At 67.3% G+C, this 20,624-nt stretch carries 20 protein-coding genes and 1 tRNA gene; 15 read left to right on the forward strand and 6 right to left on the reverse strand.

Translation table 11 applies throughout. From position 1 onward, the window contains the following. Positions 1-50 precede the first annotated feature (50 nt). The 6 genes from pstS (at position 51) to BLJ79_RS09735 (ending at position 6,668) form a co-directional block, all read left to right on the forward strand. Positions 51-1,166, forward strand: a complete 1,116-nt coding sequence (gene pstS, locus BLJ79_RS09710) for a phosphate ABC transporter substrate-binding protein PstS (RefSeq protein WP_071214556.1) — start codon at positions 51-53, stop codon at positions 1,164-1,166. Between the two features lie 147 nt (positions 1,167-1,313). Then, a complete protein-coding gene (pstC, locus tag BLJ79_RS09715) occupies positions 1,314-2,246 on the forward strand; it encodes a phosphate ABC transporter permease subunit PstC (RefSeq protein WP_071214557.1) in 933 nt (310 codons plus the stop codon). Beyond that, positions 2,246-3,397: a phosphate ABC transporter permease PstA gene (pstA, locus tag BLJ79_RS09720; RefSeq protein ID WP_071214558.1), complete on the forward strand. Its 1,152-nt coding sequence runs from the start codon at positions 2,246-2,248 to the stop codon at positions 3,395-3,397. Before pstC ends, pstA begins: the two co-directional genes overlap by 1 nt. Positions 3,398-3,447: 50 nt before the next feature. Then, on the forward strand, positions 3,448-4,227 hold the full coding sequence (gene pstB, locus BLJ79_RS09725; RefSeq protein ID WP_071214559.1) for a phosphate ABC transporter ATP-binding protein PstB: 780 nt from the start codon (positions 3,448-3,450) through the stop codon (positions 4,225-4,227). Between the two features lie 611 nt (positions 4,228-4,838). Further along, entirely contained in the window at positions 4,839-5,405 is a 567-nt protein-coding gene (locus BLJ79_RS09730; RefSeq protein WP_071214560.1) for a DUF3592 domain-containing protein, read from the forward strand. A 231-nt stretch (positions 5,406-5,636) separates the two neighbouring features. After that, positions 5,637-6,668 carry an Ldh family oxidoreductase gene (locus BLJ79_RS09735; RefSeq protein ID WP_071214561.1) on the forward strand — a complete coding sequence of 344 codons (1,032 nt, stop codon included), beginning with the start codon at positions 5,637-5,639 and terminating at the stop codon, positions 6,666-6,668. A gap of 49 nt (positions 6,669-6,717) precedes the next feature. Here BLJ79_RS09735 and BLJ79_RS09740 read toward each other — a convergent pair whose 3' ends face one another. From BLJ79_RS09740 to BLJ79_RS09750, 3 genes are all read right to left on the reverse strand, one after another. Further along, the gene (locus BLJ79_RS09740) at positions 6,718-7,743 is read right to left on the reverse strand and encodes an inorganic phosphate transporter (RefSeq protein ID WP_083411178.1); all 1,026 of its coding nucleotides are present in this window, start codon (positions 7,741-7,743) and stop codon (positions 6,718-6,720) included. A gap of 7 nt (positions 7,744-7,750) precedes the next feature. Next, positions 7,751-8,365: a hypothetical protein gene (locus tag BLJ79_RS09745; protein ID WP_071214563.1), complete on the reverse strand. Its 615-nt coding sequence runs from the start codon at positions 8,363-8,365 to the stop codon at positions 7,751-7,753. A gap of 283 nt (positions 8,366-8,648) precedes the next feature. Continuing rightward, complete coding sequence (locus tag BLJ79_RS09750) at positions 8,649-9,308, reverse strand: hypothetical protein (protein WP_071214564.1); 660 nt, start codon at positions 9,306-9,308, stop codon at positions 8,649-8,651. Positions 9,309-9,604: 296 nt separating this feature from the next. On the opposite strand from BLJ79_RS09750, the gene BLJ79_RS09755 reads away from it, so the two are divergent. The 7 genes from BLJ79_RS09755 (at position 9,605) to BLJ79_RS09785 (ending at position 15,891) form a co-directional block, all read left to right on the forward strand. Beyond that, positions 9,605-9,677, forward strand: a tRNA-Lys gene (locus BLJ79_RS09755). A gap of 424 nt (positions 9,678-10,101) precedes the next feature. After that, positions 10,102-10,452, forward strand: coding sequence for a PadR family transcriptional regulator (locus BLJ79_RS09760; RefSeq protein WP_071214565.1), 351 nt, complete (start codon positions 10,102-10,104; stop codon positions 10,450-10,452). 2 nt (positions 10,453-10,454) lie between these two features. Then, positions 10,455-10,817 (forward strand): DUF1048 domain-containing protein, encoded by a 363-nt coding sequence (locus tag BLJ79_RS09765; RefSeq protein WP_071214566.1) that lies wholly within the window; start codon positions 10,455-10,457, stop codon positions 10,815-10,817. 25 nt (positions 10,818-10,842) lie between these two features. Next, entirely contained in the window at positions 10,843-11,676 is an 834-nt protein-coding gene (locus BLJ79_RS09770) for an ABC transporter ATP-binding protein (RefSeq protein ID WP_071214567.1), read from the forward strand. Further along, a complete protein-coding gene (locus BLJ79_RS09775) occupies positions 11,673-12,437 on the forward strand; it encodes an ABC transporter permease (protein WP_071214568.1) in 765 nt (254 codons plus the stop codon). The genes BLJ79_RS09770 and BLJ79_RS09775 overlap by 4 nt, the downstream gene beginning before the upstream one ends. A 426-nt stretch (positions 12,438-12,863) precedes the next feature. Then, entirely contained in the window at positions 12,864-14,525 is a 1,662-nt protein-coding gene (locus BLJ79_RS09780) for a thiamine pyrophosphate-binding protein (protein ID WP_071214569.1), read from the forward strand. Between the two features lie 112 nt (positions 14,526-14,637). Continuing rightward, the gene (locus BLJ79_RS09785) at positions 14,638-15,891 is read left to right on the forward strand and encodes an endonuclease/exonuclease/phosphatase family protein (RefSeq protein ID WP_083411179.1); all 1,254 of its coding nucleotides are present in this window, start codon (positions 14,638-14,640) and stop codon (positions 15,889-15,891) included. An 84-nt stretch (positions 15,892-15,975) separates the two neighbouring features. Here the strand turns inward: BLJ79_RS09785 and BLJ79_RS09790 are convergent, their stop codons facing one another. The 3 genes from BLJ79_RS09790 to BLJ79_RS09800 all read right to left on the reverse strand — a co-directional run bounded on the left by BLJ79_RS09790 (position 15,976) and on the right by BLJ79_RS09800 (position 19,199). Continuing rightward, positions 15,976-17,409: an amino acid permease gene (locus BLJ79_RS09790; protein ID WP_083411180.1), complete on the reverse strand. Its 1,434-nt coding sequence runs from the start codon at positions 17,407-17,409 to the stop codon at positions 15,976-15,978. Next, entirely contained in the window at positions 17,402-18,481 is a 1,080-nt protein-coding gene (gene hisC, locus BLJ79_RS09795) for a histidinol-phosphate transaminase (RefSeq protein ID WP_071214570.1), read from the reverse strand. The genes BLJ79_RS09790 and hisC overlap by 8 nt, the downstream gene beginning before the upstream one ends. Positions 18,482-18,623: 142 nt before the next feature. Beyond that, positions 18,624-19,199: an Lrp/AsnC family transcriptional regulator gene (locus BLJ79_RS09800; RefSeq protein WP_071214571.1), complete on the reverse strand. Its 576-nt coding sequence runs from the start codon at positions 19,197-19,199 to the stop codon at positions 18,624-18,626. Positions 19,200-19,269: 70 nt separating this feature from the next. On the opposite strand from BLJ79_RS09800, the gene BLJ79_RS09805 reads away from it, so the two are divergent. Together BLJ79_RS09805 and BLJ79_RS09810 are read left to right on the forward strand one after the other, a co-directional pair. Beyond that, positions 19,270-19,896, forward strand: a complete 627-nt coding sequence (locus BLJ79_RS09805) for an alpha/beta hydrolase (RefSeq protein WP_071214572.1) — start codon at positions 19,270-19,272, stop codon at positions 19,894-19,896. A gap of 170 nt (positions 19,897-20,066) precedes the next feature. After that, positions 20,067-20,525 carry a DUF2871 family protein gene (locus tag BLJ79_RS09810; RefSeq protein ID WP_071214573.1) on the forward strand — a complete coding sequence of 153 codons (459 nt, stop codon included), beginning with the start codon at positions 20,067-20,069 and terminating at the stop codon, positions 20,523-20,525. The last annotated feature ends 99 nt before the right edge of the window (positions 20,526-20,624 follow it).

Raw genomic sequence — 20,624 nt, forward strand, 5'->3', positions numbered from 1 at the left:
ACCAGGACGACACGTTTCGTCATTGACAGGCATTTGAAAGAGGATAACTCGTGAAGCTTCATCGCATTGGCAGCGCGGCTGCTGTTCTTACCGTCGCCGCCCTGGCCCTGACCGCCTGCGGTTCGGACAGCCCGACCGCCTCGGCCGGCACGGCTGACTCGACCGGCGGCTCCGCCGCTGCGGTTTCCGGCACGTTGACCGGTTCCGGCGCGTCCTCGCAGAAGTCCGCCATGGAAGCCTGGAAGGCCGGCTTCGAAGCCGCCACCCCCGGCACCATGGTCCAGTACTCCCCGGACGGTTCCGGCGCGGGCCGCAAGGCCTTCCTGGCCGGCGGCGCGCAGTTCGCAGGCTCGGATGCCTACCTGAAGGACGAGGAAATCGAATCCTCGAAGGAAATCTGCGGCCCCGAGGGTGCCTTCAACGTCCCGGCCTACGTTTCCCCGATCGCGGTTGCCTTCAACCTTCCGGGCGTCGAAACCCTGAACCTTGACGCGGCCACCATCGCCAAGATCTTCAAGCTGGAAATCACCAAGTGGAACGATCCGGCCATCGCCGCAACCAATGAAGGCGTGAGCCTTCCGGACACCGCCATCACCGTGGTGCACCGCAACGACGAGTCGGGCACGACCGAGAACTTTGTCGACTACCTCGCGGCCGCCGCGAAGGACGTCTGGACCTACGACGTCTCCGGCGACTGGCCCAAGGACCTCGCAAGCGAGAACGCCAAGGGCACCTCCGGCGTCGTGGCCACCACGACCGCCACCGAGGGCGCAATCACCTACGCCGACTTCTCCGCCGTGGGCAAGCTCGGCACCGTGAACGTGAAGGTCGGCGACGACTTCACCGAGATCTCCGCGGAGGCAGCCGCCAAGGGCGTCGAGGCAGCCACCCCGGTCGAAGGCCGCGGTGAACTGGACATGTCCCTGGACCTGAAGCGCGACACCACCGAGTCCGGGTCCTACCCGATCATCCTGGTCTCCTACCACGTGTTCTGCTCCAGCTACAAGGACCAGGCAACCGTTGACCTGGTCAAGAGCTTCGGCGAGTACGTGCTCTCCGAAGCCGGCCAGAAGGAAGCAGCAGCTTCCGCCGGAAACGCACCGCTCTCTGCCAAGATGAGCGAAGCGGCAATCAAGTCGATCGACTCCATCAAGGTTGCTTCCTAGCTGTCACACTCCCGCCGGGGAACGTCGAATCATCGATATTCCCCGGCGGGCGCAGTAGCATCGCACTTGCCCCTCTCCACATCCCGGCGCAAGCGGGCCGTCCGATCCCCCTGAACCCGTTTGCACAACATCCAAAGGCTTACCCATATGACTACCAACGCGCTTCGGCGCAACGGATCCAAGGGACAGGCCGGAGACAAAATCTTCTCCGGTGCCGCGCTGGGCGCAGGCATCCTGATCCTCGCAACGCTGCTTGCGGTGGCGATCTTCCTGTTCATCCAGGCGCTGCCCACCTTCACCGCCGACCCGACGCTGGTCAGCGGCGGCGAGGGCTTCCTCGCCTACATCTTCCCGATCGTCATCGGCACCGTCATCGCGGCTGCCATAGCCCTGGTGATCGCCACCCCGGTCGGCATTGCCGTGGCGCTGTTCATCTCGCACTACGCCCCGCGCCGGCTGGCCGCCGGGCTCGGCTACGTCATCGACCTGCTGGCAGCGATCCCGTCGGTCATCTACGGAGCCTGGGGCTACCTGGTGCTGGCCCCGGCGCTGGTCCCCAGCTTCCAGTGGCTGTCCGAGAACCTCGGCTTCATCCCGCTCTTTGAAGGCCCGGCTTCGCAGACCGGCAAGACCATCCTCACCGCCGGCATCGTGCTCGCCGTGATGGTCCTTCCGATCATCACCTCGCTGAGCCGCGAGATCTTCCTGCAGACCCCGAAGCTGCATGAGGAAGCCGCGCTCGCGCTGGGCGCCACGCGCTGGGAAATGATCACCATGTCGGTGCTTCCCTTCGCCCGCCCCGGCATCATCTCCGCCGTGATGCTCGGCCTGGGCCGCGCCCTGGGTGAGACCATGGCCGTTGCCCTGGTGCTGTCCACCGGCGGGTTGATCCCGTCGCTGATCAAGTCCGGCAACCAGACCATCGCCGCGGAGATCGCACTGAACTTCCCCGAGGCCTTCGGCCTGCGCCTGGCCGAGCTGATCGCCGCCGGTCTGGTGCTGTTCGTGATCACCCTGGTGGTCAACCTCATCGCCCGGGCCATCATCGCCCGCCACAAGGAATTCTCGGGAGCCAACTGATGAGTGCCACAACCACGCGCAAGACCTCGAACGATTCGCGCAACGTGCAGAACCCGCCGCCGGTTGCCCGCAAGCGCAACTCCCTGGCCAAGGGCCACCTGCCCCGCTGGGCGGTGCCGGGCATCGCCGCGGCCTCGCTGATCCTGGGGGCCGCGGCCTCCACGCTCGGCGGCTTCTCGGTGGCAACCCTGGCCATCTACACAGCCATCATCTTCGTCATCGCATCCACCGTCATCACCACGCTGGTGGAGGGCCCGCGCCAGGGCCGCAACGCGCTGGCCACGAACCTGGTCTACGCAGCCTTCCTGCTGGCACTGATCCCGCTGGCTTCCGTGCTGTTCACGGTGCTGCAAAAGGGACTGCCGGGCATCAACACGCACTTCCTGTTCCACTCCATGAACGGGATCACCGGCGCGGTCGACAACGCCAGCGTCGAAGACGGCACCCCGGTGCTCGGCGGGGCCTACCACGCGGTCATCGGCACGCTGCTGATCACCCTGTGGTCGACGGTCATCTCGGTGCCCGTGGGCATGCTGACAGCAATCTACCTGGTCGAATACGGAAAGAACGGGCCGCTGGCCCGCGCCATCACCTTCTTCGTCGACGTGATGACCGGCATCCCCTCGATCGTCGCCGGCCTCTTCGCCACCGCGCTGTTCGCGGTGCTGCTGGGCCCCACCGCCCGCATGGGCATCGTCGCCGCAGTCGCGTTGAGCGTGCTGATGATCCCCACGGTGGTCCGCTCCACCGAGGAAATGCTCAAGATCGTCCCGAACGAGCTGCGCGAGGCCGCCTACGCCTTGGGCGTGCGCAAGTGGCGCACCATCGCCAAGGTCGTCATCCCCACGGCCATCTCCGGCATCGCTTCCGGCGTCACCCTGGCCATCGCCCGTGTCATCGGCGAAACCGCACCGATCCTGGTCACCGCCGGTCTGGCGAACAACATCAACGTGAACGTCTTCGGCAACTGGATGGCCACGCTGCCGACGTTCATCTACTACCAGATCCTCACCCCGACCTCGCCGACCAACGTGGACCCCTCGATCCAGCGTGCCTGGGCCGCGGCCCTGCTGCTGATCATCATGGTCATGGTGCTCAACCTCGGTGCCCGGCTGGTTGCCGGCCTGTTCGCCCCCAAGAAGGGCCGTTGAGCCTTTAGGCTCCGGACCCGACACAAAAAACTTTCTAAGGAACAACCACCATGTCAAAGCGCATCGACGTCAAAGACCTCAACGTCTACTACTCCAAGTTCCTGGCTGTTGAAGATGTCAACATCGAAATCGAAGCCAAGTCCGTCACCGCGTTCATCGGCCCCTCGGGCTGCGGGAAGTCCACCTTCCTGCGCACCCTGAACCGCATGCACGAGGTCATCCCCGGCGGCCGCGTCGAGGGCGAGGTCCTCCTGGACGGGGACAACCTCTACGAATCCGGCGTCGACCCGGTGACCGTGCGCAGCCAGATCGGCATGGTCTTCCAGCGGCCCAACCCGTTCCCGACCATGTCCATCAAGGACAATGTGCTGGCCGGGGTCAAGCTCAACGGCAAGAAGATCTCCAGGTCCGATGCGGACTCGCTGGTGGAGAAGTCGCTGCGCGGGGCCAACCTCTGGAACGAGGTCAAGGACCGCCTGGACAAGCCCGGATCGGGCCTCTCCGGCGGCCAGCAGCAGCGCCTGTGCATCGCCCGCACCATCGCGGTGAAGCCGCAGGTGATCCTGATGGACGAGCCGTGCTCGGCCCTGGACCCGATCTCCACCCTGGCCATCGAGGACCTGATCAACGAGCTCAAGAGCGAGTTCACCGTGGTGATCGTGACCCACAACATGCAGCAGGCCGCACGCGTGAGCGACAAGACCGCGTTCTTCAACATCGCCGGAACCGGCAAGCCCGGCAAGCTGATCGAATACGCGGAAACCGCGACGATCTTCTCCAACCCGGCCGTCAAGGCCACCGAGGACTACGTCTCGGGCCGCTTCGGATAATCCCGCCCGGGGAAAACACGCAACACCAGAATTCGCCGGCATGACCGAACAGGTCGTGGCGGCGGTACCGGAAGGGGGATCTTCCGGGGATCCCTGGAGGGGGATCGCGACGGCGGAGGAATGTGCGCGAGTCTTGCGCACATTCCTCCGCCGTCGCCTCGTTTAAGCCCAACAGGCCTGGTTGTTCAGCCGCATGCCTGGCCCGTTCCGGAGGAAATCCGGATTCAGGTCGGCAGATGCGAAGGATCTTGGGCTTGCCCTTGCCTCACCACACCAGGGTCGACTTTTTGCGGAAAACGACCTGCCCTTCCGTAAAGTCGCTGGGAGACGACATCTTTGCTTCGCCTTTAGCGGCCCTCTCCACGGAGTGTCGCATCACTGCGGGAAGCGCCTCAGAGAATGGATCGATGGTTCCTTTACGATGAATGCCAAGCACCGCGCGCCGACCGGGCCGAAGCCGAACAGACGGCCATCGAAGGCCCGGAAAGCCAGCCGCATGGGCCTGGTTCCGCAGATCATTTCCATAGCCGTGCTGCTTTCAGGCCTGTCGTGGGGTGGCGTCTCGTTGGCGACATCCATTGTTGAGAAACGAGAACTGACACAAACTAGGGGTGCAGGCACCGGCCACGGTCACCCAGCACCACAAGAAAACCGTGGGCGGCAGAACCACCAGCGTGTACCACCTGATTGACTACACCTTCACGCCAATCGGCAAGGCAGAGGAACACCCCACCGAGGTGATATTGCCCTCGGATCTGTGGAACACGGTGGAAGCCGGCTCAACAATCATGGTGACGTACAACGCCTCAAACCCCGCCGACAACCAGCCGACGATGATACTCAAGCGCCTATCGCCGTTTGCGTCCGACATGATCGGCATGTTGGTAGGAATAGCGGTGGCGGTGGTCTTCACTTGGTTCTCGTGGCAGTTGTTCCGGGTGATCACATCACGACGGCGAAAGCCCAAAACCCCCAACCCGGGAACCCGCGGAACCGCGACGGGCACGGCGAAGCCTGACAGGTCCAAGGTCCAGCAGGTAGCCGCCGAGTTCGGCGTGCTGGCGCTTCTGCTGCTCATCTTTCTTGCGATCCTGGCGGCGTTCTTCACCGTGTTTGTCTGTGGCATAGAATTCGTCGGTCCACTCGTTGTGGAGTTGATGCAGAATAGCCTGCTCTGAGTCGCGCGGGGTTCGAGGCAGGCACCATCTCCGAGCGGGACGCTACGATGCCCTGCACCGTCGCCACCGCCACGGCGGCCCGATTAGCCCGGAGGGATAGTTGGCACGCACGTGTGGAGCGGTGTGGGATCGCACGATTTGGCGGTGCCGCGCCACCGGGCCTGCCCGCAGCGGGCCCGTGACCTCGGTATGGTGGGGAGCCGGTACGACCCCCAAATAGGAGGAAACAACGTGAGCCAAGAAACCGCAGCGGTGCACCACGTGAGCCGGGCCGGGGACCTGCACGGGTTCGTGGTGAAGGCCATGGCCGCGGTCGGGGCCTCCGGGACGGATGCCGCCTACATGGCGGACCAGCTGCTCGCCTCGGAGCTGGCCGGCCACCCCTCGCACGGGATGCGCAGGCTTCCCGAGTACGTCGACCGGGCGCTGAAGGGATTCGCGCGGCCGGGGGCCCGGGCCTCGATCGAGCTGGACACCGGCTCCCTGGTGCGCATGGACGGCAACGGCACCTACGGGCACTTTGCGCTGCGCGATGCCACGGCGGTGGCCGTGGCCCGTGCCAAGGCCCACGGGATCGCCGCGGTCGCCGTGCGCAACAGCGAGTATGCGGGGCGGTTTGCCCCGTTCTGCCAGGAGGCGGCCAACGCCGGGGTGGCGACCCTGCTGTTCGGGAACAACAACGGTGCCGGGCAGGTCGTGGTGCCGCCGGGCGGCACCCGGGCCCGGCTGTCGACCAACCCGATTGCCGCCGGGGTCCCGCGCGCGAGTGCACCGCACCTGGTCATCGACTTTGCCACCAGCACGGTGGCCGGCGGCCGGCTGGCGGAGGAACGCGACCGCGGTGCCGAGCTTCCCGACCAGTGGGTGACCCCCGAGGGGCTGCTCAAGCCCTTCGGCGGGTTCAAGGGCTTCGGGCTGGCGCTGCTGGTCGAGGCCCTGGGCGGGGCGCTGACGGGCTCGGAAACCGTGTCGGAGCGGAAGACGGCCGACCACCAGGGGACCCTGGTCATCGCGATCGACGTGGCGCAGCTGCGCGAGCTGCACGACTTCACCGCCCAGGTCGAGGAGTTCATCGCCCATGTGAAATCCGGCGAACCGGAGGACGGCAACGGACCCATCCGGGTGCCGGGCGAAGGCCCGTCGGTGGGGGACGGCTGCCCGGCAGGGCACCCGGTGGAGGTCAACTCCAGGACCTGGTCGGAACTCGGGCGGATCGCCGCGGAGCTGAAGCTGGCAATGCCCGCGTTGACCCAGGGGCGCTAATTTCCAAGGGCAATGGCCAAGGGGCCGTTGCCCGGCGGGCGCTCGCCGGTCAGTTCACCAGCGGGTGCATGGCCAGGTACAGGATCCCGCCCACGACGGCGCACACCAGTGGGGTGGCGACCCAGTGCCGCAGGATGCGGTTCACGTGCCGCCAGGTCACGGACTCAAAGCGCTGGTTTGCGCCGGCCCCGACAATCGAGCTGGTGACCGCCTGGGTGGTGGAGATCGGCAGGTGGATCAGCATGGCGCCGAGGAATAGCATGGCCGCGGAGACCGACTGGGCGACCATGCCGCGCAACGGGTCCATGTTGACCAACCGGTAGGCAAGGGTGTGGGCGATGCGCCAGCCGCCAAAGAGGACACCGGCGGCCAGGCAGCCGGCGCCGAGCAGCTGCGGGCCGAGCATGATGGAGCCGGGCTCGGCTGCACCGGCGGTCACCAGGGCCAGGGTCAGGAAGGCACCGGTGCGCTGGCCGTCCTGCAGCCCGTTGCCCAGGGCCACCGCGCACGCCGCAATGGCCTGGCCGGCACGGGACACGCCGTTGACGTCGGAGGCCGTGGAATGGCGCACCAGCCAGGTGACGGGGATGACCAGGGCGTAGGAGACGGCGAAGGCGAAGACCGGGGTGAAGACCAGCGGCAGCAGCACCCCGCCGGCGAGCATTCGCCAGGCGTCATGCACGCCGTCGTTGCCCAGCAGCGCGGAGGCGCCGGAGGCCCCGGCAAGCGCCGCGATCAGCGAATGCGTGGAGGACACCGGCAGCCCGCGCCACCAGCACAGCAGCGCCCAGGCGCCGCCCGCAAGCAACGCGGACAGCAGCAGGGCCAGGCCCGGGATCCCGGTCGGGACGTTGAGTTCCACCGCCGAGATCAGGTAGACCCCGAAGCTGGTCGAAAGCATGGTGCCCGCGAAGGTGAAGAACGCCGCCACCAGGACCGCATAGGTGGGGGTCAGCGCCCGGTTGCGCACCGCGACTGCAACGGAGTTCGAGGCGTCGCGGAAGCCGTTGAGGAACGCGAAGGCGCAGGTGCACAACAGCACCACGACCATCATGAAGGATTGTCCGGTAATCACGCCCGGCTCAGGATTCCTTGACCAGGACTCGGCCAAGGTGGTCGGCCACGGCGCGCAGGGATTGCGCAGAGGCCAGGAACTGCTCGGCGACCGAGCGGTGGCGGATGATGGTTCCGGCCTTGCTCAGTTCCCCGATCTCCCCAACCCAGGTTCGGTGGGTCCGGTGCGCCCGCTTGGAGATCCGCACCAGTTCCAGCCACAGGTCCTCGAGGTCGTCCAGGTGCTGGAGCTGGCCCAGGGCCTGGGTGGTGAGCTCGGCCTGCCGCCCGATGAGTTCAAGCTGTTCGGCCGCCCGGTGCGAAAGCTGGCGCTTGCCCAGGTGGGAGATGAGGTCGCCGGCGCCGCTGAGCTGTTCGACCGCCTCGTGGAGCAGGCGGGAAAAGGTGTAGACGTCCTCGCGCGGCAACGGGTTGACGTAGCTGGTGCGCAGGTGGGTGAGCACCGCGTAGTGCAGGTCGGTGGTCTTGACCTCGGAGGCGTTGAGCGCCTCGAGGTGCAGTTCGCGGTCCTCGTCGGATCCAAGCATTTCGGAGAGCACGCCGACGCAGTGGTGGACCTCGGTGGCCAGGTCGCGCAGGAGCTCTAGGCCACGCGTGTCCGATGGGAACAATCTAAACTTCACGAAGATACCACCGGATGGAAAGGAAAGTGCGGGTCGATGCCCAGTTTACGCATCGAAGGTTAACAAGCCCGTCCGGGACGGTGTGAAGTGTGTCCCCTGAGAATGCGGGGAAGAAGTTGGCGGTGCCGAACCGGGAGCGCCTCTCGGCGGAAGGCCGCTCGTAGCGGCTGAAAGTTGGAGCCCGGGGCTGCCGCGGTCCGGCACCGTGAGTCCAGTTTTCTAGGAAACAGGCCTTCCTGTCAACATGGGGCGCCCCATATTCGCGCGCAGCGTGAAGGAATTCTCAGTCAAGCTCCCCTGCCCGCCATGAGGCAGCCGCGGATTCCAGGTCCTCGGCGGTCTTCACCAGGGCGTGGGCCCGGGTGGTCATCAGCGTGGCACGCTCCGGGTGTGAGAGCTCGGCCGCGTCGGCTTGTTCGGCCTGGCCCAGGGCGATGACCCGGCAGTAGGCGGCGGTGCGTTCCAAGGCGACGTCGAACTCGCCGTCGAAGGCGCCCGTGAGGATCGAGCTGGTCATGGCGCACAGCTCCTCGGCGCCCGGAGGCTCCGCGGCTCCGGCAACGACGCGCTCGACCTGGGCCAGGTGGGCGCCGGCGGCAAAGAAGGAGGCCATGGCCTCGGGGTTGTTGACCGTTGCGGCTCTGATTGCGTACAAGCGCCACAGCGCCCCGGGAAGCGACCGGGCCGGGGCCTTGGACCAGAGCTCCGCAATGACCTCCAGGCCCTCGTCCTCGGCGAGCCGCACGAGGCGCTCGCGGACCTGGGGGTCGTTGTTGAGTTTTCCGGCGTGGACCAGCGCCTGGGCCGAGAGGTGCGCGGCCTCCGAGACGCGTGCCGGATCGGCGCCGCCTTCGAACGGGTCGAAGTCCATGGGCGCGAACGGCTTGGGCTTGTGGTGGCGGAACGTGGTTGCCGGAGGAGTCAATGCTGGATGGCCTTTCATGGGCTAGAGGATACTCTGCCCGGCTGGATACTTGCCCATCGGCGGGCAGGCCGGCCGGACCGGAGGCAACATGCGTGGTGACCGCTGCGGCCGCTGCCCCGCCCGGGTCCAGGCCTGCGCGGCCCGCCAATTGGAGTTGGGCCGCTGCCTGCCCTGGCCGGGAAGCCGGTGGGCAACGCGGCCATGACGAGGGTGACCACCACAAACCCCCGGGTTCCACGTGCCGGTTGAATCTGGCCAGGATGTCCAGAAGATGCCGGGTTATCCGCTAATATGGGTGATGGCTAAGTGCCAATGCGCCTTTAGCTCAGTTGGTAGAGCACTGGACTTTTAATCCATTGGTCGCGGGTTCGAGCCCCGCAGGGCGCACAGATCAGTCCCCGTTCTCCTTGGGAGAGCGGGGATCTTCTGTTTCCGGATGGCTTGGCCAGCGATGGCCCGGCCTCGTGATCGTCCTGCGTCATGCCAGGAGTGCCAGCGCGTGTTTCAGGCCCGAACTGATGGACGGCACTGCCCCCGACCCGCGTCGGCTTGGCCCCGGGCCCCCTTGTTCCCTTCGGCCGTCGAACTGCGGCCTGCGCTCGCGGACGGCAGCCCCCGCGCGCAACGAAGCCCCCGTGCCAAGCAGCAAGCGATGGCGACCGGCCCGGGGTGCCCCGGGCGCGTGAGGGGCGGTGCGCCACCGCCGAAATCAAACGACCAAGATTCGGGAATTTCCCTCTTGCGCGACCGCTATTCAGTGTTACTATTTAGTGGTAGTTAGCAGTACAGAGTAGTTAGGGAGAGGGGTTCCGTGGGCAAGCAAATGACCGAGATGCTCAAGGGCACGCTCGAGGGCATGATCCTCGCGATCCTGGCCGTGCGGCCGGCATACGGCTACGAGATCACGGCCCGGCTGCGCGAGGAGGGCTTCTCCGACATCGTCGAGGGCACCGTATACGCCGTGCTGATCAGGATCGAGAAGCGCGACCTCGTCGACGTCGAAAAGGTCCCGTCCGAAAAGGGGCCACCACGCAAGGTCTACTCGCTGAACGCACAGGGCGGCGAGTACCTGGAGGAGTTCTGGGGGACCTGGAGCTTCCTTGCGGAACGGATCGCAGAACTGAAGCAGCACATTGAAAACACGCAGGAAAAAGGAGAGTAGACATGGCAGCAAAATGGATCGAACTGGTCACCGGATCGTTCGAGGATAAGAAACGCTGGCGCCAGTACAAGGCGCGCAAGGAACAGCTCCCCACGAGCTATCGAACCGCGATCGACGGGATCGAGCGCTACTTCATGTACGCCGGGTCGATCGTCAAGGGCGATGTCTTCATGCAGATGCTCGAGGACCTCGCCGACCTGATCGAGCGCGCAGCCACCGACGGCACCCCGATCCGGGACATCGTCGGGGAAGACCCGGTCGAGTTCGCCGATGCCTTCATCGCAAACTACGCGGATGGCCAATGGATCAACAAGGAACGCAAACGCCTGAACGATGCCATCGACCAGTCCGTCGACGAAGCCTGACCCCACCGGAAACGGAGAAACCCCTATGGAAACAGACCAAGCCCCCGGGCCCGCGATCCGGGTGCGGGGCATCGAGAAATCCTTCAAGGACCTGCAGGTGCTGCGGGGCGTCGACTTCGACGTGTGGACGGGCAGCATCTTCGCGCTGCTCGGCTCCAACGGCGCCGGAAAGACCACGCTGGTGCGGATTCTCTCGACGCTGCTGAAGGCCGACGCGGGCACCGCGGCGGTCAACGGCTTCGACGTCGCCGCCCAGCCAAGCCAGGTGCGCGAGTCGATCAGCCTGACCGGCCAGTTCGCCGCGGTCGACGAGGTGCTCACCGGCCGGGAGAACCTGGTGCTGATCGCCAGGCTGCGCCACCTGAAGGACCCCGGCGCGATCGCCGAGGACCTGCTAGCCCGCTTCGGGCTCACCGAGGCGGGGAACCGCAAGGCCTCGACGTACTCCGGCGGCATGCGCCGCCGGCTCGACATCGCGATGAGCCTGATCGGCAATCCGCCGGTCATCTTCCTCGACGAGCCCACCACCGGACTGGATCCGCAGGCCCGACTCGAGGTGTGGCAGACCGTCAGGGGCCTTGCCGCCGCCGGCACGACCGTGCTGCTCACAACGCAATACCTTGACGAGGCCGAGACCCTGGCGGACCGCATTGCGATCCTGCACAGGGGCACCATCATCCAAAACGGCACCCTCGCCGAACTCAAGGCACTGCTCCCGCCCGCCAAGCTCGAATACGTCGAGAAGCAGCCTTCCCTCGAAGACGTCTTCCTGGCCCTCGTCGAAGAGAGCGGCGGGATTGACACCGCCACGGGCGGCCGCACCGACGGCACGGTCCAAGCGGGAAAGGAAATCCAATGACCACCCACGTCCTGGCCGACACCGGCGTCCTGACCGGCCGCTCGCTGCGCCACATTCTGCGCAGCCCCGACACCATCATCACCACCGTCATCACCCCGATCGCCCTGATGCTGCTGTTCGTGTACGTGCTCGGCGGCGCGATCAATACCGGCTCCGGGCAGTCATACGTCAACTACATGCTCCCGGGCATCCTGTTGATCACCATCGCCTCCGGCGTCGCGTACACCGCCTACCGCCTGTTCCTGGACATGCAGGGCGGCATCTTCGAACGCTTCGCCTCCATGCCGATCGCCCGCTCGTCCGTGCTCTGGGCCCACGTGCTGACGTCCCTGGCCGCAAACCTTCTCTCCGTTGCGGCGGTCGTCGGCGTCGCGCTGCTCATGGGCTTCCGCACGGGGGCCTCGGTGGGCGCCTGGATCGCCGTGGTCGGCACCCTGGTCCTCTTCACCCTCGCGCTGACCTGGATCGCCGTGATCGCCGGACTCTCGGCAAAGACGGTCGACGGGGCTAGCGCGTTCAGCTACCCGTTGATCTTCCTCCCGTTCATCTCTTCGGCCTTCGTGCCCACCGGGTCGATGCCCGGCCCCGTGGCGTGGTTCGCCGAGAACCAGCCGGTGACCTCCATCGTGAACACCGTCCGGGCATTGTTCGCCCAGCAGCCCGTCGGCAACGACATCTGGATCGCGCTGGCCTGGCTGCTCGGCATCCTGGCCGTCTCCTACGGGTTCGCGATCGCCAAGTACCGCCGCAAGATCCGCTGAGGCGCCGGGGCCCGCAGCTCCGCCGCCGTGAACGTCACGCGACAAAGCGGCGTTGGCTTGTGAAGACACAGGCCACGTCGCTTTCGTCGTGCCAAGCGAGGGGGCCGTGGAGGGGCCTGGTGCGGCAGCACGGCCAGCCGGGGAAGGGCCGGGCGGAGATCGGGAAAATCCGCGACACCAAGACATCCGGAGAAGCTGCGTTGCTTCCGCGCCCCGCCGGGATCAGCCAAGGGGCAAAGGTGCTGTCGACCCCGTCCTTCGAAGTAGCAATGTTGCGCAGGACACAGTGCCCCGGATATCGTGGCATCGTCAGGCGGAACGATTCTGCAGTTCTGGCCGTCGCTCTAAAAATGGGCGAAATCCGGGCGCAATGCCCGAAGACGAATATGGCCATAATTCTTTTTGCTGCATTCGAAAGTCACAAAAATGTCTACAGTTTCCGCTGCCGTTTCCCGCGCCCTTTTAACCTGCACCTCCGAGATCTTCGGGGTCATGGGGAACGGCAATGCCCATTTCCTTGACGCCGCCGTGCGCACCGGGTTCCGCTTCACCGCCGTGCGCCACGAAGCCGCCGCCGTCACCGCCGCAGATGCCTACTTCCGCGTCACCGGAAGGCCCGCCATCGCCACCACCACCTACGGCGCGGGCTTCAGCAACGCGGTCACCCCGCTGGCCGAGGCCGCCAAGGCCCGGGTCCCGATGGTGCTGCTCACCGGCGACCAGCCCACCGCCGGCGCCCGTCCGTGGGACATCGACCAGAAGGCCGTCGGCGACGCCGTGGGTGCCAAGACCTTCGTGGTCGATGCCCGGCGCCCCATGGCCATTGCCCTAAAGGCCGTGGCCCACGCCCTGCGCGAGCGCACCGCGGTGGTCATCTCGATTCCCTACGACATCGTCGCCGACGAAGCCGCCGAGGAACAGGCCCCTGCCCTGGCGGACTTCGCCCTTGATCCCGGCTACCCGTCCGCCGCACCGCAACTGCTCGCACAGGCCGCCTCGGCCCTGAACGAGGCCAAGCGCCCGCTGGTGCTCTACGGGCGCGGGGCGCGCCTGGCCGGTGCCGCGAACGCGATCACCGCGCTCGCCGATTCCCTGGGTGCGCTGAGTTCCAGCACCGTCCTGGCGCCGAACCTGCTGGCCGGGCGCCACGGCGACCTGGGGATCACCGGCGGCTTTTCCTCGGAAGAAACCGCGGCACTGGTCCACGAGTCCGACGTGGTGCTGGTGCTCGGGGCGGGCCTGAACCAATTCACCACCCGTTTCGGGGAGCTGTTCAACGACGGTGCCCAGGTGGTCCAGGTCGATGTCGCGCAGGCAGCGACCAGCCCGCGGGTGGATGCCTTCATCCGGGCCGACGCCGCGGCGGTTGCGACCGCCTTGCTGCCGCTGGTGGCCCGGCGCGCGACCGGTGCGCGCTGGGTGGACCAGGCGGGAGACCGCCTGGCCCGGACCGGCGACCATGCGCCCGGGGATGAGACGGCGCCGGACGGGCTGCTCGACCCCCGCACGGTGGCCCGGGAACTGGATTCGATCATGCCGGCGGAGCGCGTGGTGGTGCAGGACGGCGGGCACTTCATCGGCTGGGGCCCGATGTACTGGAAGGTGCCGGGCCCGCACGCGCTGCACCTGGTGGGCACCGCCTACCAAAGCATCGGACTGGGCCTGGCCTCCGCGGTGGGTGCCGGGGCTGCAGCGCCGGATTCCACGGTCGTGCTGGCCAGCGGGGACGGCGGCTTCCTGATGGGGCTGGCGGACCTGGAATCGGTCATCCGCTCGGTGCGCAGCGGCATCATCGTCATCTACAACGACGCCGGCTACGGGGCCGAGATCCACCAGTACGGCTCGATCGGGCTGCACGAGGGGCCCATGCTGATTCCCGAGGTCGACTTCGCCGCCGTGGCCCGTGGGCTCGGCGCCCGGGCCACCAAGGTCCGCACCATCGAAGACCTCGCGGGCCTGCGGGACTGGGTCGCCGCCGGCGCCAACGGGGTGTTCCTGGTGGACTGCCGCATCTCCCCGGAGGTGCGCGCCCCCTACATGGAAGAGGTCCTTCAGGCCAACCGCAGGGCCGCCGAGGTGCGCCGCTGAGCCCGCTGCCGGCGGCTCCCCGCGGGGCCGCCGGATTCCGCCGGAAGAAAAACCGTTGAGTGGATAAATTATTGACCTACCGTCAAGTAGGTTCCGCGCCTAGGGTGGGAGGGTGCATTACCTGATCCGTACGGCCCTGGCCGCAGCAGCAGTGGGCGCATTGGCCCTCGGGGGAGCCGTCCCGGCGCAGGCCCGGCCCGTGACCGAAGTGAGGTCGAGCATCGTGCACCCCGACAGTGCGGCCACCGCGCCCATCCCCGATGGTTTCGACACCGTGGGACCAAGGCTGCGGGTGGCAACCTTCAACGCCTCGCTCAACCGGCCCCAGCCCGGGCAGTTGGCCCTGGAACTCGAGTCGTTTGTCGACCCCCAGGCGCAGGCCGTGGCCGAGATCGTCCAGCGCAACGCCCCGGACGTGCTGCTGCTCAACGAGTTCGACCACGACGCCGAGGGTGCCGCCGCGGAAAGCTTCAGGGACAACTACCTGGCCCGCTCCCAGCGCGGACAGGCGCCCATCGACTACCCCTACATGTACCTGGCCCCCTCCAACACGGGCATCCCCAGCGGCGCCGACCTCGACGGGGACGGCGTCGTAGGCGGCCCGGCCGACGCGCTGGGCTACGGCGACTTCGAGGGACAGTACGGCATGGTGCTGTATTCGAAGTACCCCATCGACACCGCCAACGTGCGCACCTTCCAGAAGTTCCTGTGGAAGGACATGCCCGATTCCCGGCTGCCGACCCGGCACTACGACGAACTGGTCCGCGGCGTGCTGCGGCTGCCCAGCAAGTCCATGTGGGACGTGCCGGTCCAGGTCGGCGGGCAAACGGTCCACGTGATTGCCGCCCACCCCACCCCGCCGGTCTTCGACGGCCCCGAAAAACGCAACCAGGCACGCAACCACGACGAGATCCGGATGGTCAACGACTACCTCGGCGGCAGCGGCAGCTACATCTACGACGATGCGGGCAAGCGCGGCCCGCTGGCCCCGGGCAGCAACTTCGTGGTGCTCGGGGACCTGAACGCCGATCCGCGCTCCGGGGATTCCAGCCCGGAGGCCATCAGGGAGCTGCTGGAAAACCCGCTGCTGGTTGATCCGCTGCCCGCAGTGCCCCAGGCCGCGGGCGACCCGGTGCGCGGGCTTGCCGGGATCACGCGCGACGTGACGGGCACCGCCGACTTCGGGAGGGGAGGCGCCGGGGTGCTGCGCGTGGACTACGTCCTGCCCTCGGCGACGCTGCCGGTGCGCAGCTCGGGGGTCTATTGGCCCGCCGCCGGGCAGGACGGCGCCGACCTGGTATCCGGATGGCCGCCGGCCAGCAGCGACCACCGGCTGGTCTGGGTCGAGGTCTCGCTCGGGAACTAGGCGCGGCGTTCCGGGCCACGACGAACGGCCGCCACTTCCCCGCGGGGAGGTGGCGGCCGTTCGGCATTCGGGGCAGCCGGCGGGTCAGGAAACCCGGTGGTCGCCACGCTCCGCGTCCGCGGATTCCCCTGGCTGGACTTCGGCCCCGGGGGCCGCCAGGCGCCGGGCGCGCCGCTGGGCCAGGGCGTTGAGCACCCCGATTGCCACCGTGAGCCCGAGGGTGGCGATCAGCTGGGTGCGGCTGGCGGGGTCGAAGAGCGCCAGCACCACGATGCCCGCGAGCATCACCAGTGCCAGGATCGAGAGGTACGGGAAGAACGGCATGCGCACCGGCAGGTGGATGGACGGGTCCCGATCCGCGCGGATGCGCAGGATCAATTGCGACACCGCGATGAACCCCCAGGTGACCAGCAGCGTGGAACCCACGGCGTTGAGCAGCATCGGCATGACCAAATCCGGGGCCAGGTAGTTCATGACCACCGCGACCGTGCACAGGACCACCGAGGCGGTCACCGCGACGTACGGGGTGTTGCTGCGGTTGCGCACCTGGATGACCCTGGGTGCGATCCCGCGCTCGGAGAGCGAAAGCAACATGCGCGAGGCGGCATAGATGTTCGCGTTCATGGCCGAGAGCAGCGCGATGACCACCACCAGGGCCATGACCGAGTCGATCCAGGGGATGTGCGCGAAGGTGAGCACCGCGACGAACGGCGAGGCGGCAAGCTCCGGCGAATACCAGGGCAGCACCGAGACCATCACCAGGGCCGAGCCCACGTAGAACACCAGCACGCGGAACAGCACGCCGCGCACGGCCTTGCGGATCGAGGTGCGCGGGTCGTCGCTTTCGGCCGCGGCAATGGCCACGATCTCGATGCCGCCAAAGGCGAAGATGACCATCAGCAGCCCGGCGCACAGCCCGACCAGGCCGTTGGGCAGGAAGCCGTCGTGCGCCACCAGGTTGGACAGTCCCGTGGCCGCCACCCCGGGCACCAAACCTAGGATGATCGCCACGCCGATGCCCAGGAACGCCACGATCGCGGCCACCTTCAGGAAGGAGAACCAGTACTCGAACTGCCCGAAGCGCGCCACGTTCGCGAGGTTGACGGCGGTCAGCAGCACCACGAAGAGCAGCGACCAGGTGCCCTGGGAAACCCCGGGGAACCAGCCGCCGATGATGGCCGCGGCGCCGGTGGCCTCGGCGGCGATGACGATGACCCCCTGGATCCAGTAGAGCCAGCCGATGATCGCCCCGGCGTTGGGACCCATGGCCTTGGCGGCATAGACGGAGAAGGAGCCCGAGGACGGGTTCGCCGCGGCCATCTCGCCGAGCATGTTCATGATCAGGATGACCAGGAAGCCGGCCAGCGCGAAGGCCAGGATGATGCCCGGGCCGGCCACGGCAACGGCTTGCCCGGAGCCGATGAACAGTCCGGCGCCAATGGCGCCGCCCAGGCCCATCATGGTGATCTGGCGGGTGTTCAGGCTCGCGGTCTTGGGAGCCACGGCGTTGCTAGACATGGGCGGGGGCTTCCTGCAGTGCGGAGATGAGGGCGGTGGCGATGGTCTCGTTGGCCTCGGCGGACCCGATGGAGATCCGGATGCCTTCCCCGGGGAAGGCACGCGCCCAGATGCCGGAGGCGCGCAGCGCCGCATCCACGGCCCCGGTGTCTTCGCCGGTGGAAATCCAGATGAAGTTGGCCTGGGAATCGGTGGCGTTGATTCCGGCGTCGCGGAGCGTGGCCAGCAGGGTTTCGCGGGCGGCGACCAGGTTGTCGATGCGCACCTGCAGTTCGCCCTCGTGCTCCAGCGAAAGCACCGCGGCGCGCTGGGCCAGGGCGGTGACGCCGAAGGGGACGGCGGTCTTGCGGAGGTTCGCGGCGACCTCCGGGGGAGCCACGGCGTAGCCGATGCGCAGCCCGGCCAGCCCGTAGGCCTTGGAGAAGGTGTGCAGCACCGCGACATTGGGATAGCGGCGGAAGAAATCCAGGCCGATGGCCGAGCCCGGCTCGGTGTTGAAGTGGACGTAGGCCTCGTCGATGACCACCAGCACGCGGGCCGGGACCTTGGCCATGAAGGCATCGACCGCGGCGGTGTCCACGACGGTGCCGGTCGGGTTGTTCGGGTTGCAGATGAACACCAGCGCGGTGCGCTCGGTGATGGCCTCGGCCATGGCGGGAAGGTCGTGGGCACCGCGCGCGTCCAGCGGCACCGCCACCGGGGTTGCCCCGGCCACGTGGGTGAGGATCGGGTAGGCCTCGAAGGAGCGCCAGGCAAAGACGACCTCGTCGCCCGGGTTGGCGGTGGCGTGGATCAGCTGTCCTGCGACCTCGACCGAGCCGGCGCCCAGGGCAATGGTGTCCGGCTCCACGCCGAGGCGTGCGGCCAGGGCGCCAACCAGCTGGGGGGCCGCGGCGTTGGGGTATTGGTTGATGGCGCCCAGTTCCGCGGCAAGCCCGCCGGTGACCGAATCCAGCGGCGGGTAGGGGTTCTCGTTAGAGGAGAGCTTGAACGCCTGCTGACCGGCACCCGGCGTGGCGCCCTGCTTGTAGGCGGGGATCGCGTGCAGGGATGTGCGCTGGACAATGCTCATGGTGGGGGTGCCTTTCGAAAACAAGCTGCTCGCACGTCGCCGGTGACGTGACTCACAAAAGCTACGAAAACAAGCTCCGGCGGGTCAACCGCCCGGCAAAACACCGCACAACATGTACACAAGGTTCACTGTGCGTCGTGAATCACTGGGCATTGTGTCCAATGTTTTTTCTAGCCGCATTCAGCGTACCGCCATTGCGCTGCACGCCGTTTCGCGACCGCCCGCCGGGCTCGGGGGCGGGCTCGGGATTCCGGAGGGCTGCATCCCTCGCCAACGGGATGACCCGGTTCTCGAAGTGCGTTGCCAGCACGATGGAGGAGGCAGAGCGCCCCATGCCCTCGGTGGAGGAAATCGCATCGAGCACCCGCTGCAGGTCCGACGTCGAGCGGGCGACGATCTTCACGAGGAAGTCGCTGGAGCCCGAGACGGTGTGCAGTTCGAGGATCTCGGGGATCTGCGCGAGTTTCTCCGCCATGCCGTCGTGGCCCAGATTCTGCTGGATCCTCAGCGAGCAGAATGCCGTGACCGGGTAACCCATGGCCGCGGCATCGATGTGCGGGGCAATCCGGGTGATCACCCCGGACTCGTGCAGCCGGTTGAGCCGGTTCTGCACGGTGCCGCGGGCCACCCCCAGGCGCTTGGAGCACTCCATGACCCCGATGCCGGGAAAATCGGTGAACAGCTCGATCAGCGACACGTCCAACGAATCGATTCTCATGCGCCCCAGTATGCGATGCGACTCACAGTCCGCGCGAATCGGGCGGGCCGGCACCGGTTACGGTGGAGGAATGGATGAGGGAATCTATTCGCGCCCGGCGCCGCAGCGTGAAGGCACCGACCTGGTCGTGGTGCTCCACGGGTACGGTTCGAACCCCGAACGCATGACGGGCTGGTTCGACGAACTTCCGCCGCACGCCACCGGCGTGGCACTGCGCGGCCCGATGGATGTGGGCGGGGGCTGCGGTTGGTTCCTGCTGGACTACTTCCTGGCCAACGACTTTGCCCAGGTCGTCGCCGCCGCGCAGCGGGTCTTCGACTGGCAGGACCGCCACGCCCTTGGCTACCGTTCGATCAGCGTGCTCGGGCATTCCCAGGGCATGGCCATGGCCACCACGCTGCATCGGCTGCGGCCCAAAACCTACAAGGCCCTCGTGGGCCTGAGCGGCTTCGTGCTCTCCAACGAACTGCTGAACCTCACGGACACGGTTCCCGAGCCCGGGGCCGCGATCCCGTGCTTCTGGGGACGGGACCCGCGCGATGTGGTCATCAACCCGGACGCCATCGCCCACACGGACCAATGGCTGGCGGGCAACACGGCGCTGACCGCACGCACCTACCCGGAGATGGGGCACGGGTTCGGGGCGGACGAACGCCGCGACGTGCGCAACTTCCTCAAGCACTACCTGGCACCCTGACCAGGCCTGCGCCTGGCGGGGGCGACAAGCAGGATCAACCGGATGGTTGATCCGGGCGGGAACGCTTCCGGGCAGAGTTGGTGGTGGGATGCGGCAAGGCCCCGGCCCCTCGGGTCCTGCCGGCACAACCATCGCCTGCCCGGGCACCTGCGACAAGGAAGAACACTCTCATGATGCGCCTGCTCTACACCGCCTTTGCCTTTGGAGCCACCGGGGTCCTTTCGGGCCTGTACTACCGGGAGCTGACCAAGGCCAACGACTTCATGGACCGCTCGGCCTCCCAGCTGCCGTTGGTCCACACGCACCTGCTGGTGCTCGGCTTCGTCTTCCTGCTCATCGTGCTGGCGCTGGAGAAGCTCTTCGCCATCTCCGCCGCCGCCCCGCGCGCCTTCACCTGGTTCTACTGGCTGTGGACGCTCGGCGTAGCGGTGACCGGAGGGATGATGCTGGTGAAGGGGACGCTCGTGGTGCTGGGCACCGACGCCAGTTCGGCGGCCTTCGCCGGGATCGCCGGCCTGGGACACATCTCGCTGGCCGTTGCCGTGGTCGTGCTGTTCGTGTCCCTGCGGGCGGCGCTGAAGAAGGCCGAGGCCGTCGGCCCGGTTGCGCCGGCGCTCGCCGGTCGCTGAGGGGGACGCCAAGCCGGTTGCGCCCGCGGTGCGGCGCCTTCCGCCGCGGAAACCCGCCGCGCCACGGGCTTGCCGCAGGGCGGGCGGTGCGGTTGCCAG

Origin of the sequence: Arthrobacter sp. UCD-GKA (assembly GCF_001863355.1) — a bacterium.
Taxonomy (GTDB): domain Bacteria; phylum Actinomycetota; class Actinomycetes; order Actinomycetales; family Micrococcaceae; genus Paeniglutamicibacter.

Coding starts and splice junctions, on each gene's coding strand:
- pstC (WP_071214557.1), top strand. CDS start 1,314: ATGACTACCAACGCGCTTCGGCGCAACGGATCCAAGGGACAGGCCGGA.
- pstA (WP_071214558.1), top strand. CDS start 2,246: ATGAGTGCCACAACCACGCGCAAGACCTCGAACGATTCGCGCAACGTG.
- pstB (WP_071214559.1), top strand. CDS start 3,448: ATGTCAAAGCGCATCGACGTCAAAGACCTCAACGTCTACTACTCCAAG.
- BLJ79_RS09750 (WP_071214564.1), bottom strand. CDS start 9,308: ATGAAAGGCCATCCAGCATTGACTCCTCCGGCAACCACGTTCCGCCAC.
- BLJ79_RS09765 (WP_071214566.1), top strand. CDS start 10,455: ATGGCAGCAAAATGGATCGAACTGGTCACCGGATCGTTCGAGGATAAG.
- BLJ79_RS09770 (WP_071214567.1), top strand. CDS start 10,843: ATGGAAACAGACCAAGCCCCCGGGCCCGCGATCCGGGTGCGGGGCATC.
- BLJ79_RS09775 (WP_071214568.1), top strand. CDS start 11,673: ATGACCACCCACGTCCTGGCCGACACCGGCGTCCTGACCGGCCGCTCG.
- BLJ79_RS09780 (WP_071214569.1), top strand. CDS start 12,864: ATGTCTACAGTTTCCGCTGCCGTTTCCCGCGCCCTTTTAACCTGCACC.
- BLJ79_RS09790 (WP_083411180.1), bottom strand. CDS start 17,409: ATGTCTAGCAACGCCGTGGCTCCCAAGACCGCGAGCCTGAACACCCGC.
- hisC (WP_071214570.1), bottom strand. CDS start 18,481: ATGAGCATTGTCCAGCGCACATCCCTGCACGCGATCCCCGCCTACAAG.
- BLJ79_RS09800 (WP_071214571.1), bottom strand. CDS start 19,199: ATGAGAATCGATTCGTTGGACGTGTCGCTGATCGAGCTGTTCACCGAT.
- BLJ79_RS09805 (WP_071214572.1), top strand. CDS start 19,270: ATGGATGAGGGAATCTATTCGCGCCCGGCGCCGCAGCGTGAAGGCACC.
- BLJ79_RS09810 (WP_071214573.1), top strand. CDS start 20,067: ATGATGCGCCTGCTCTACACCGCCTTTGCCTTTGGAGCCACCGGGGTC.